This window comes from Actinotalea sp. C106, from assembly GCF_023630195.1.
Classification (GTDB): Bacteria; Actinomycetota; Actinomycetes; order Actinomycetales; family Cellulomonadaceae; genus Actinotalea.
Window position 1 is genome coordinate 1 of record NZ_JALPKN010000081.1, and the last position, 11961, is coordinate 11961.

The window sequence follows — 11961 nt, forward strand, 5'->3', positions numbered from 1 at the left end:
GGACCTGCCCGTCGAGCTCGACGGGGCGGTCGGGCGCTCGATCCGCGCCGCCGAGGAGGTGCTCGCCCGGCGGCTGGTGCAGCGCTACCGGGCCGCGCTCGAGGCGCGCACGAGCGACGTCGTCGTGGACGGGGTCGACCACGCGCTCGCTCGCCGGGTGGCCGCCGCAGAGCTCAAGGACTCGAGCTCGAAGGCCAAGGGCGAGAACGTCTTCACGATGGTCCGCCGCATCGGTCAGGCCAAGGCGGGGCTCGCTGCCGACTACGCCGCGCAGCTGGCCCGCAACGTCGGCAAGGTGGTGTTCTTCGCCAAGCACGTCGACGTGATGGACCAGGCTGAGCAGACCTTCGCCGACCGCGGGATCCGCTACGCCTCGATCCGCGGCGACCAGACGCCCAAGGTCCGCGAGAAGAACATCGCCGCGTTCACGGGGGACCCCGAGGTCTCGATCGCGGTGTGCTCGCTGACGGCCGCTGGCGTGGGGCTGAACCTGCAGGTCGCGTCGAACCTGGTGCTCGCCGAGCTGTCCTGGACCCACGCCGAGCAGACCCAGGCCATCGACCGCATTCACCGGATCGGCCAGGCCGAGCCCGTCACCGCCTGGCGGGTGATCGCCGCCCAGACCATCGACGCCAAGATCGCCACGCTGATCGACAGCAAGTCAGGGCTGGCCGCGCGGGCGCTGGACGGGGCCGGTGAGGACGAGACCTCGTCCACCGACGTGCAGCTCGACGCCCTGGTCGGCATGCTCACCGACGCGCTCGCCGCCGAGGGCGTGGTCTGAGGCGCGGCGCGCCGTCCCTGCGGGCCAACGGTCGGACTAGTTCGATCCGGCTGCGCGCCACGCCTCCCGGACGGACTCGAGCGCTTCTTCGGCAGTGACTCGCAGTCTCGTTTGGTGTCCGAGCGCGCGGCGCCACGCTGTCTCGTCAGGGGCCGCGGTGAACACCCAGCTCGCCGGGGGCCGACCCTGCGGACCGCAGCGAGTGAATACCTCGACAGCGTCGGTATCGATGCGAGCTTGCTCAGCCAGAGCCCAGAGGTCGTACAGGTCGCGGGGTGCGTGCCGGTCCATCCACGCGCTGAGCTTCGCGGCTGCGAACCCTGCCGCTGTCAGGGTCCGCAGGCGTGCGGGCGGGGCGTCGCTGTAGCGCTGGTCGATGTCCCGCACTTCCGTCGGCCAGAGGTAGCCCTCGCCGCTGAGGAGCTGAACCTGGACGCTCGCGGTCCCCTGCACACCAACTGTCGCCGGTTGGTTGCCCGACGTCGCGCTGAGCGCGGGGCGCCAGGTCGGGCGGCCGTGGCTGCGGGCTAGACCCCGCTGCACAGCTGTCGCGATCTGCGCGGCGACGTCACCGCGGGGCGCCAACGCGATGAGGTCGAGGTCCTCGCTGAGCCGGGCATCGGTCAGGTAGGTGCGCGAGAGCGCTGTGCCCCCGAAGAAGACGACGTCGTCGGAGGGGACTCCGGCCGCGATCGCGCCGAGCAGGTGGGAGATCAGGTGGTCCCGGCGCACCTGCTCCATGTCGACGCCGAAGCGCTCGGCGACAGCCGCCCACTCGTCGAACGGGGAGACGGTCATCGCTTTGCCGCGACTCGTGCGTAGGTGGCGCGCATGCGCTGGTGGCCGGCGATCTGCTCGAGCACCGCCGGGTCGCACGACGGCCACAGGGCATCGATGGCCTCCTGGGCGTCCAGGTCCTCGGTCCGGGGATCAGCGCGCGCGAGGTCGAGCACCGTCTGCTCGGGAGTCGTCACCAGGACGTGGCCGAGCTCCGTTGCCATGGCCACAGCGTCGAGCTCACCGACTGCGCGCATGACGAATCGGACCTGACCCTCGCGATCGGTCAGTCGAAGCGGTCGGCGTTGGGTGGGGACGGCGACGTAGCCGACGCCGATCGCGCGGGGGAGGGCTCGATGCATGCGCGCAGCAGTGAGTCCGGTCAGGACCGGTACCTGGGCGCCGTACAGAGCGGTCGCGACGGCGCCAGTTGCTGTCTCAAGCGCCGGCCTCCAGCCGCCGCCCGCATGCTCCGGTGGGACGGCGCAGTAGATGCCGTGAGCGAGGCGGTGCACCACACCACGGCGGTTGAGGATCGCGAGCTCAGGCCCGGGGTGCGAGTAGAGGCCAGCAAGGCTCGGGGCGCGAACCGTCTGCATCGGCGCTCGCGCAAGAAGCCTGCGTACCTCACGCTCGGTGTTCACCATGCAGAGTTTAGTCACGTGGACTAAGAAATGCACAGTAATCGTGTCCTCACGAAGCTGGTGCACGTTGAGTGCGCAGGTGCTGGGGCTACCCCGCCTCGGCGCCCAGCGGCATGCTGACGGACGCGCTCGCCGCCGAGGGCGTGGTCTGAGGGACCGCTGCGCACGCACGGACCAGCGCTTCGTCGCGCAGGCCTGCCCCGGCCACGGCACGATGGCTGTCATGCCCGGTGAGACGCGTGAGCTGGCGATGTTCCCCCTGGGATCCGTGCTGTTCCCGGAGATGCCCCTGCCGCTGCGCGTCTTCGAGCCACGCTACGTCGCGATGCTCTCCGCGGTGCTCGGCGATCCCGAGCGTGAGTTCGGTGTGGTGCTCATCGAGCGCGGCTGGGAGGTCGGCGGGGGAGACGTCCGGTTCGACGTCGGCACCGTCGCCCGGGTCGCGAGGGTCGAGATCAGCGACGGGACGATCGAGCTGCTCGCGACCGGCGCTGCGCGCTTCGAGGTGGTGCGCTGGCTCGGCGACGACCCGTACCCCCGGGCCGAGGTGCGGGAGCTCGAGCCGCTCGAGATGGACGAGGAGACCGTGCCTGCGCTCGCCTCGGCCGAGGGCGTGGTGCGCGCGACGCTGACCAGGGCGAGCGAGTTCGTCGAGCTGCCCTGGGCTCCCGACGTCGAGCTGTCGCCCGAGCCCTCGCAGCGCATCTGGCAGGTCGCCGGGATCGCACCGCTCGGCTCGCTCGACCAGTTCGCCATGCTCAGGTCGAGGACCGCCGAGGAGCTCCTCGCCACGCTGGTCGAGGAGACGCAGGCCGCGGAGGTCCGCTTCACCGCCGGCTGGGCAGAGGACGATCAGGACGACGCCGCTCCGTAGGCTGGGGGCGATGGGGCACAGCAGGCGGGACCGCGGCGTCGTCGAGGTGTCGCTGAGCGAGGACCACGCTCCGCACCCGGAGCGCCAGCCGCACGGACCTGAGGCGGGCAGCGCGTCGAACCGTCGTCGCAGGTGGTGGCTTGCCCTGGCTTCTGTCGTCGTGGCGATCGGGGTCTTCGTCGTCGGCAGCGTCGTCGAGGACCGCCGCGAGGATGCCCGCCGAGCGGAGCTGGCGAGCATCCCTGGCGTCCTGCCGCACATGGAGGGCCCCCTCGAGGAGCTGTGGCAAGAACAGATCGGCACCGAGGTCATGGCTGACGACGGTGTTGCCGCCTTCGCCCACGCCGGGCTGCTCCAGGGGGTCGACCTCGCGTCCGGCGACGTGCTGTGGAGCCGTGAGTACGGCACGGACGAGGCGTGCCAGTCTGTCGAGAGGGTGCGCACGCCTGCCGGGTCCGCAGAGCAGGGCGGTGGGGACGTCGCCCGGGCTCCAGAGTGGATTGCCTGCCGCACGGTCCACGAGGTGCCGGCGGAAGGCCCTGAGGGGGCGGGGGTCAGTACCGTGGTGGTCCTGCTGGTCGCGACGGGCACTCCGGTCGCTGAGCTCGAGGTCGCCGGGAGCGTCATGGCGGCTGGCGGGCACGGCCCGGACCTCTTCGTCGCCTCGAGCGTGGCGGGCGAGATGCAGGTGCAGCGGTGGGACGTCGACTCGGGGCGACTCGTGTGGGCGCGACCCGCACCGGAGGGTCTGGCGATGACGATCGCGGACGCCGGTCGCGCCCTCAGCGTGGACGACGGTCTGCTCTGGTGGGGCCCACCCGGCACGACGGCGCTGGACCTGGAGACGGGAGTGGAGCTGCCGGAGGAGGCGCCCGCACCGGGCGGGCGGCAGGTCGCGGATGGTGGATCCCTGGTCCCGCTGAGGGACGAGAGCCACGGCGTCGCCGCCACCCAGGTGCTCGAGCCGGACGGGGCCCTGCGGTTCGAGGTCGAGGCCGAGCCCTGGTTGCCACCGGTGAGCGACGGGTCGGCCGACGACGTCATCACCATGCGTCGCGTGGAGGCCGGACTTCTGCCCGGGTCCGGGGCGGTCGTCGGTGTCGACGCCCGCACGGGGGCGATCCGCTGGGAGGGTGAGCTCTTCGCGGGGGTATCCCCGCGCATCCAGGTGGACGGCGTGCTCGTCGCCGTGGGCGGTGGCCGGGCAGTCGCGCTCGAGGTCGCTACCGGGGAGACCTTGTGGGAGAGCGCCGCACGCATCCCGCCGAACATCAGCACGATGTCGGACGGCGAAGTGATTCTCGTGCCGACGTTCGACGACTCGACGGGACTCGTGCTCGCCGCGCGCGAGGTCCGCACCGGCGAGGTGCGTTGGACCGTGTCGATCCCTGAGGGCACGCTCTACGCCGGGTTCTTCGGGGACGTCGTCCTGGTCCGGGCCAGCGATGGCACCGCTCTGATCTTCGGGGCCGGACCACGCGAGGGCGGTTGAGGTGAGGACGATGCACGGGTGAGGTCAGACGAGAGCGGATGACCACGCACCTCGAGGGCTGACAGCGGCTCCGCTGCGGTGACCTGGAAGCGTGCCACCGTCTACGAGCGCCGGAACAGGCCCGTACGCGGTGGGTAGATGCTCGCGAACATGGTCTCGGCTTCCGCGGGGAGGGAAGACCCAGGCCGGGCCGTGGCGTGCCGGGAGCTGTGCGCGGGGAGGCGCCGGTCATTGCTACCGAGGCGCCAAGGGAGGGCCCTTGAGCGGGGGCGCCGTCCTCAGACCCGGGGGCTGTGCCTGGTGGGGTACATTCCGCGGATGGCGCTCCGCAGGGACTCCCGGGGATCGGTGGGCCCATGAGCACCGCGACCGTCGTCGGTGGTGGGCCGGCCGGCCTCGTCGCCGCAGAGGTGCTCGCGCGGGCCGGCGTCGCCGTCACGGTCTTCGACCGCATGCCGTCACCTGCGCGCAAGTTTCTCCTGGCGGGTCATGGTGGGTTGAACATCACCCACTCCGAGGGCCGCGAGCCGATGCTCGGCCGGTACGGACCTGCCGCTGACGAGCTCGCGCCGATGCTCGAGGCCTTCGGACCCGAGGAGCTGCGCGCCTGGTGCGCCGAGCTGGGCGAGCCGACGTTCGTGGGTTCCAGCGGACGGGTGTTCCCGCAGTCCTTCCGCGCGACACCCCTGGTCCGGGCCTGGCTGGCCCGCCTCGCCGAGCTGGGGGTGAGCATCGAGCGCCGCCAGCACTGGACAGGGTGGACCGAGGACGGCGCGGGGCTGCGCTTCACCGGCCGCGAGGGGGAGGTGACGGAGGTGCGCAGCGACGTCACGCTCTTCGCCCTCGGCGGGGCGTCGTGGCCCCGGCTGGGTTCGGACGGCGGATGGGTCGAGCCCTTCGCCGGTCGCGGTGTGGCGGTGGCGAGCCTGCGTCCGGCGAACGTCGGGGTGCGGGTCGCGTGGAGCGAGGTGTTCTCGGGCCGGTTCGAGGGAACGCCGCTCAAGCAGGTCCGCCTGAGGGTCTGCGGGGGCGGGGCCTCGCGTGGGGACGCGGTGGTGACCAGGGCCGGGCTGGAGGGCGGTCCGGTCTACGCCGTCGGCGCCGGGATCCGGGAGGCGCTCGAGCGCGACGGGCGGTGCGTCCTGGAGGTCGACCTCCTTCCCGACCTCGAGCTCGACCAGGTCGCCGTGCGGCTCCAGAGACGTCGGCCCAAGGACTCCGGGTCCACCTGGTTGCGGCGCAGCCTCGGGCTGGACCCAGTCCAGATCGCCCTGTTGCGCGAGGCCCTGGCGGGCGCCTTGCCGACCGAGCCGTTGGCGACGGCCTCCCTGGTCAAGGCGGCTCCGGTGGAGGTCGTGGGCACCATGCCGATCGAGCGGGCGATCTCCACCGCGGGCGGGATCGGTTGGTCGCAGGTCGACGCGTCGCTCATGCTCCGTGACCTGCCGGGAACCTTCGTCGCTGGGGAGATGCTCGACTGGGAGGCCCCGACGGGCGGCTACCTCCTGCAGGCGTGCTTCAGCACCGGTGTAGCGGCTGCTCGTGGTGCGATCGGCTGGCTCGAGCGTGCGGCGCCCTGAGCGCGACCCGCAGGGAGGCGGGCACGCTGGCACAAGAATGGCCACCCGCGTGGGCAGGTGGCCATTCTCGTACTGCGAGGACCTGCGAATCGCGCAGATCACAGGGGTGGAGGTGGCGGGAATCGAACCCGCGTCCGACGGCAGCGAACCAGGGCTTCTCCGAGTGCAGTCTGCTGTGATTTTCTCGGCCCCAGCACTCACGCAGACAAGGTGCTGACGGGCTCAGTCACAGTGCAAGTCCCCGCAGCCCCTGTGACGCAGGCTGCGAGCAGTGGCTCTCTAGATGACGCCAGACACTGAGTCGAGAGCTACCTCAGGCTGACGGACTTCAGGACTCGCTCAGGCGGCGAGTGCGAAGTCGGTGCGCTTGGAATCGGCACCTATTGGTTTGCAAGGAGCGTTTACGAGATAACCTTGCATCCTCGACTCGCTTCTCCTGGATCGACAACCATCGTCGAAACCGATCACCCCCTGTGCAGTTGTGAAGCACTCGCTCCAGCAGCCGGGGCCACGGGGACGAGCAGTCCAACTCTACGCGACATCGGCCGCGGCGTCGCCGGTATTCCGGTGGGGGAGCCCTCCAGCGATCCCCGACGACGCCGTGACCGGCGCGACCACCCTCAGTGCTTGCGTCGCCGCGGGGTCAGGACGTCGAGCAGCAGGCCGCCGGCGATGCCCGCGAGCCACACGTCCTTGGCGATGGCCAGGCCGTCGGGGGTCGGGCGCACCGAGCCCTCCTTGGTCAGCCCTGGGGTCTTGAGGTACATCCGCAGCAGTCCGCCGGAGAACGCGCCCAGGGCGAGGGCCACCACGGTCGTCGGGACGAACGGGAGGATCAGTGCGGTGCCGAGGGCGATCTCCGCGCGGGACAGGTTCTTGACGAACTCCTGCGGGTCCATGTCGGCGACCTCGGGGTAGGTCCCCGCGGCCAGGCCGTGCAGGCCGGCGGCCGTCTCGGCGTCGGCGTTGCGCTTGTTCAGGCCTGAGTCCAGGATCAGCGCCCCCGCAGCGAGGCGGCCGGGCAGGTGGGCGAGACGAAGGCTCATGGTTCTCCTCGGGTCGTGACGGTGGTGCTCCACCGAACCTACGTCGGGGCCGCACCCGGCGCGCGTCGTCGCCACCCTCAGGTGAGCAGGGCCGCCATCGCGTCGTGGGTCGCGACCAGGTCCTGCCGCAGGGCGAGCTGGAGCTGCCCGCCCTGCCGCACGACGACGACGACCTCGGGCAGGTCGCGCAGCCCTCCCTCGTCGGCCGCGGCGTCCTCGTGCAAGGTCAGTCGCAGACGGGAGTAGCAGTGCGTCAGGTCGCGGACGTTGGCCGGGCCGCCCGCCAGGTCGAGGATCCGCTCGGCGAGGGAGCTCACGCGGCACCCCCCGCGGTCAGGCGCGAGACGTGCAGGGCGAGGTACAGGCGCTCGTCCTCGGTCACGTCCCAGCCGAAGCGCTCGGTGAGCAGGGCGCCGATGCGGGTCGCGCACGCGTAGGCGCGAGGACGGGCGGCGCGGACCGCGTCGTGCAGGTCGTCCCCGGTGACGGGGCTGCGCGGGCCACCCTGCTGCTCGCGGAGGAAGAGGTGGCGCAGGTGCGTGACGAACCGGGCGACGTCGAGGGACTGCTCGTCGATCTCGATGGCGTACTCGGCGCGGATGATCGCCAGGGTCTCGGTGAGCACCTCGGTCATGCGGACCGTGGTGCTCATGTCCGGTGCCCCGAACTGCGCGTTGACGAAGTGCAGGGCCAGGGGGATGGCCTCGAGGTCGGGCAGGCGCACGCCCCGTCGCTCCTCGATGATCCGCAGGGCCACCCGGCTGAACGCGACCTCGGCCGGGTACAGGTAGGGCACCTCCCACTGCAGGGGGTACTCGATCTGCGAGCCGTCCTCGGCCCGTCGCAGCGCGAAGCTGATGTGGTCGGCCAGCGGCACCAGCACGTGCTCGGTCACGTGGTCGCCCAACGCCTCACGGCCCGCGCGGACGATCTCCTCGGTCACCTCGATGTCGGCGAGGGGGATCTCCTCGACGAAGGCGGCGATGCGCTCTGCGGTCTGCGTGCCGCTGGCCACGAAGGTGCGCTCGACGCGCTCGGTGTCGACCGCGTCACCGGCGTGGGCCTGGAAGCCCAGCCCGCGGCCCATGAGCACGTGCTCCGAGCCTCGCTCGTCCACACCGAGCACGACGTTGTTGTTGAAGACCTTGCTGACCTGAACGCGCCTCCTCCTTCGCAGCTCGCGTGGACTACCGGGATCATGATCCTCCTGGGCCCGCCGGCCGGGGGAGCCGACAGGCCCAGGAGGGGATCAGGAGCCGGGGACGACGCGCGTCCCGGCCCGGGGTCGGTGCAGCGGGATCACTGCACCACGGTCAGGACCGTGGCCCCGCGCTGCACGGCACCGGGATCGGCGACGACCACGCTCGGTACGTCGCTGCTGTTGGTCACCAGGACGACGGTGGTGGGGTCGTAGCCGGCGGCCCGCACCCCGTCGAGGTCGACCGTGCCGAGCAGCTCGCCCTGGGCCACCGTGGAGCCCTGCGTGGCAGCCGTGGTGAAGTGCTGGCCCTTGAGCTGGACGGTGTCGATGCCCACGTGGACGAGCAGCTCGACGCCGTCGGCCGTGCGGATGCCGAAGGCGTGCGGCATGACGCTGACCAGCTCACCCGCGACCGGGGCGTGGATCTCGCCCGAGGTCGGCACCAGTCCGACGCCCTCGCCCAGGGCCCCGGAGGAGAACACCTGGTCGGGAACCTCGGCCAGGGCGATCACGCGGCCCTCGAGCGGCGCGCCCACCTCGACCACCGCGGTGCGGGTCAACGTCGCCGTGCCACCGCCTGCGGCAGCAGCACTGCCGGTGGCGGTCGCGGCGTCGTCGGACGGGGTGTCGTTCTTCGCGACGTCCTCGGCGGGGACGGCGGCCGGTGCTGAGGCCGGCAGGTCCTTGAAGCCCAGGGTGAGGGTCAGGACGAGGGCCAGCACCACGGCCACACCGGTGCCGATCAGCTGCATGGTGAAGCTGCCGATGTTGATCGTCGAGGTGATGGTGATGAGGCCCGGCAGGACGAAGCCCTCGGCGGCCGAGCCACCCGCGGCGGCGATGCCACCACCGACGGCGCCGGCGATCACGCCGTAGACGAAGGGCTTCTTGAGGCGCAGGGTCACGCCGTAGATCGCGGGCTCGGTGACACCGGCGAGGAACCCGGAGACCGTCGAGGGGCCGGCGATCTGGCGCAGCTCGGCGTTGCGGGTGCGGATGAACACTCCCAGGGCGGCAGCGGCCTGGGCGAGCACCGCGGCGAAGAGCGGGCCGGTCAGCAGCGAGTAGCCCTGGACGCCCAGGTCGTTGGTGATGATCGGCACGAAGGCCCAGTGCAGGCCGAAGATCACGAAGACCTGCCACAGGCCACCCATGAGTGCGCCGCCCACGGCGGGGCTCAGGGACCACAGCGCCTCGATGCCGTGGGAGATGCCCTGGCCGGCGTAGGTGGTGGCCGGCCCGATGGTCAGCAGGGTGAGCGGCACCAGCACGAGCACGACGAGCATGGGGGAGAGGAAGTTGCGGACCGTGCTGGGCAGCACCTGGTGCAGCCAGCGCTCGAGGTGGCTCTGCACCCACACGGCGACGATGATCGGGATCACCGAGGAGACGTAGCTGACCATCACCACCGGCAGGCCGAAGAAGCTCACCGGGTCACCGGTGTTGAGGGCCATGATGTCCGGGTAGACCAGGGCACCGGCGATCGCCATGGAGACGAACTGGTTGGCGCCGAACCGCTTCGCGGAGGTCACCGCGAGCAGGACCGGCAGGAAGTGGATCAGTGCGTCCGAGGCCGAGTACAGGATCGTGTAGCTCTGGGTGGTGGCGTCGAGCCAGCCCAGGGTGACCACGAGGGCGAGCAGCGCCTTGAGCAGGCCGGTGCCGGCCAGGGCCCAGAGGATCGGGCTGAAGATCGAGGAGATCAGGTCGATCGCCCGGTTGAGGATGTTGCCCTTGGGGCCTGCCTCGGCAGTCTGGGCGCGCTCCCCGGTCAGCGAGGAGATCTTGCCGAGCTCGGCGTAGACGGTCGGCACGTCGTTGCCGATGACGACCTGGAACTGACCGCCGCTCTCCACCACGGTGATGACGCCGGGGGTGGCCTCGACGGCGGCCTTGTCGGCCTTGTCACGGTCGACGAGCTTGAAGCGCAGGCGGGTGGCGCAGTGCACCACCGAGCTCACGTTGGACTCGCCACCGACCCCGTCCAGGACGGCGGCCGCTGTTGCGTCGTACTTCACGATTCCTCCTTGAACCAGTCCGTTTGAGCGACCCGCCTGGGCTGGTCCGGGCAACAAAAAAACCCAAGCTCGTGGGCCTGGTCGCTCGCGGGGGCGAGGACTCGGCCAGAGCTTGGGTTTTGCCTGGAGTGCAGTAACAATCCCAGAACCGGCGGGACGGCGTGCCGTCCGGAAAGGGAACATAGCGTCGCGTCCACGCCGTGTCCACCCTCAGGTCCGACCGCGCTCGACCCGGCTCCATGCCCGGGGGCTAGCATCGGCGACCGTGCCCCCTGCCGATCCCGCCCCGAGTTCCACGCCCCTGACCTTGCACCTGGTCCGCCACGGTCGCACGGTCTACAACAGCGAGGGTCGGCTCCAGGGCTGGTGCGACTCGCCGCTCACCGAGGAAGGCCTGCGTGGGGTACGCGTGACGGCCGAGCACCTGAGCGGCACGTCCTTCGCGGCCGCGTACGCGAGCCCGTCGGGGCGGACGGTGGCCACGGCCCGTGAGCTGCTGAGGCACCACCCGGGCACGGGGCTCACCACGCTGGACGGCCTGCGCGAGTTCAGCTTCGGCGACTACGAGGCCACCCTCGAGGTCGAGCTGTGGGCGCGCATCGACCCCCACGAGATGTTCACCGGTGTGCTCATGGGTACCTTCGAGGGGCTGCCCGGCGGGGAGTCGTCCCCGACGTACCTGGCTCGGGTCGAGGCCGCCTTCGAGCAGATCGTCGCTGCCCACCGCGACGACGAGCACGTGCTGGTGGTCGGGCACGGCGTGACCCTGATGGCCTACCTGGTCATGGTGCACGGAGCAGCGGTGAGCCCCCTGGCCAACGCGAGCATCTCCACCGTCGAGATCCACGCCGACGGAGGCCGGCGCGTGGTCCTCGCGGGGCTGGACCCTGCGGCCCAGGGCCTGCCGCAGCCGCCCGTGCCCGCCGGCCCGGAGTGAGCCGGCCGTGTCGTTTTGACGGTGCTCCGGAGCGAGGCGTATAAAGCACATCACTGCCGAGGATTGTTACTGATCTCGATCAGGCAAGACCTGGGATGTCGTCGTCGGGCCCGCCCGCGCCGCGTCCTGGGTCTTTTTTTGTCCCCACCACACGGGTGCGGACGCTCAAGGACGACGGGGAGCAAGAGCGGTGCTGCAACGACGAGCCACGATCAGGTCCAGCTCGGGCCTCCACGCCCGACCGGCGTCCCAGTTCACCCAGGCCGCCGCGGCCACGGGCTTCCCGATCACGATCGCCCGCGCCGGCGGCGACGGGGTCCCCGCGTCGAGCGTGCTCATGGTCATGGGCATGGCCCTCGACCACGGTGAGGAGGTGGTGCTCGCCTCGGAGTCCGTCGAGGCCGAGGCCGCCCTCGAGGAGCTCGTGGCCCTGCTCGAGACGGACCTCGACGCCGCCTCATGAGCCTCACGACGAGCCCAGCGCTGACCGGTCTCGGTGTCGGACGCGGGGTGGCGGTCGCACCCGTGGCCCAGCTGCGCCCCGCCCCCCGGGCCCCGCAGGACGAGGCCGCCTCCGAGCGCCACTGGTCGAGCACGGGCTGCGAGGC

At 71.3% G+C, this 11961-nt stretch carries 12 protein-coding genes and 1 other RNA gene; 6 read left to right on the top strand and 7 right to left on the bottom strand.

All coding sequences use genetic code 11. From position 1 onward, the window contains the following. On the top strand, positions 1-784 hold a 784-nt coding region (locus L0B03_RS07565; protein WP_250445207.1), incomplete at its 5' end, for a C-terminal helicase domain-containing protein. Between the two features lie 36 nt (positions 785-820). Here L0B03_RS07565 and L0B03_RS07570 read toward each other — a convergent pair. Continuing rightward, positions 821-1582 carry a nucleotidyl transferase AbiEii/AbiGii toxin family protein gene (locus L0B03_RS07570; protein WP_250445208.1) on the bottom strand — a complete coding sequence of 254 codons (762 nt, stop codon included), beginning with the start codon at positions 1580-1582 and terminating at the stop codon, positions 821-823. Further along, entirely contained in the window at positions 1579-2430 is an 852-nt protein-coding gene (locus L0B03_RS19275) for a type IV toxin-antitoxin system AbiEi family antitoxin (protein WP_308200020.1), read from the bottom strand. Before L0B03_RS19275 ends, L0B03_RS07570 begins: the two co-directional genes overlap by 4 nt. Here L0B03_RS19275 and L0B03_RS07580 point away from each other — a divergent pair. The 3 genes from L0B03_RS07580 to L0B03_RS07590 all read left to right on the top strand — a co-directional run bounded on the left by L0B03_RS07580 (position 2429) and on the right by L0B03_RS07590 (position 6151). Beyond that, on the top strand, positions 2429-3079 hold the full coding sequence (locus L0B03_RS07580) for an LON peptidase substrate-binding domain-containing protein (RefSeq protein ID WP_250445209.1): 651 nt from the start codon (positions 2429-2431) through the stop codon (positions 3077-3079). The genes L0B03_RS19275 and L0B03_RS07580 overlap by 2 nt on opposite strands. Before the next feature lie 10 nt (positions 3080-3089). Beyond that, positions 3090-4571, top strand: a complete 1482-nt coding sequence (locus tag L0B03_RS07585) for a PQQ-binding-like beta-propeller repeat protein (RefSeq protein ID WP_250445210.1) — start codon at positions 3090-3092, stop codon at positions 4569-4571. Between the two features lie 356 nt (positions 4572-4927). After that, positions 4928-6151, top strand: coding sequence for a TIGR03862 family flavoprotein (locus L0B03_RS07590; RefSeq protein ID WP_250445211.1), 1224 nt, complete (start codon positions 4928-4930; stop codon positions 6149-6151). Between the two features lie 104 nt (positions 6152-6255). Here the strand turns inward: L0B03_RS07590 and ssrA are convergent. The 5 genes from ssrA to L0B03_RS07615 all read right to left on the bottom strand — a co-directional run bounded on the left by ssrA (position 6256) and on the right by L0B03_RS07615 (position 10416). Beyond that, positions 6256-6623, bottom strand: a transfer-messenger RNA (tmRNA) gene (gene ssrA, locus L0B03_RS07595). 148 nt (positions 6624-6771) lie between these two features. Beyond that, entirely contained in the window at positions 6772-7197 is a 426-nt protein-coding gene (locus L0B03_RS07600; protein ID WP_250445212.1) for a hypothetical protein, read from the bottom strand. A gap of 77 nt (positions 7198-7274) precedes the next feature. After that, positions 7275-7514: a PTS transporter subunit EIIB gene (locus tag L0B03_RS07605; protein ID WP_250445213.1), complete on the bottom strand. Its 240-nt coding sequence runs from the start codon at positions 7512-7514 to the stop codon at positions 7275-7277. Continuing rightward, positions 7511-8374, bottom strand: a complete 864-nt coding sequence (locus L0B03_RS07610; RefSeq protein WP_284501522.1) for a PRD domain-containing protein — start codon at positions 8372-8374, stop codon at positions 7511-7513. Before L0B03_RS07610 ends, L0B03_RS07605 begins: the two co-directional genes overlap by 4 nt. A 122-nt stretch (positions 8375-8496) precedes the next feature. Then, positions 8497-10416: a beta-glucoside-specific PTS transporter subunit IIABC gene (locus L0B03_RS07615; RefSeq protein WP_250445215.1), complete on the bottom strand. Its 1920-nt coding sequence runs from the start codon at positions 10414-10416 to the stop codon at positions 8497-8499. A 265-nt stretch (positions 10417-10681) separates the two neighbouring features. Between L0B03_RS07615 and L0B03_RS07620 the strand changes: the two genes are divergently transcribed. Beyond that, positions 10682-11353 (top strand): histidine phosphatase family protein, encoded by a 672-nt coding sequence (locus L0B03_RS07620; protein WP_250445216.1) that lies wholly within the window; start codon positions 10682-10684, stop codon positions 11351-11353. A gap of 190 nt (positions 11354-11543) precedes the next feature. Further along, positions 11544-11816, top strand: coding sequence for an HPr family phosphocarrier protein (locus L0B03_RS07625; protein WP_250445217.1), 273 nt, complete (start codon positions 11544-11546; stop codon positions 11814-11816). The last annotated feature ends 145 nt before the right edge of the window (positions 11817-11961 follow it).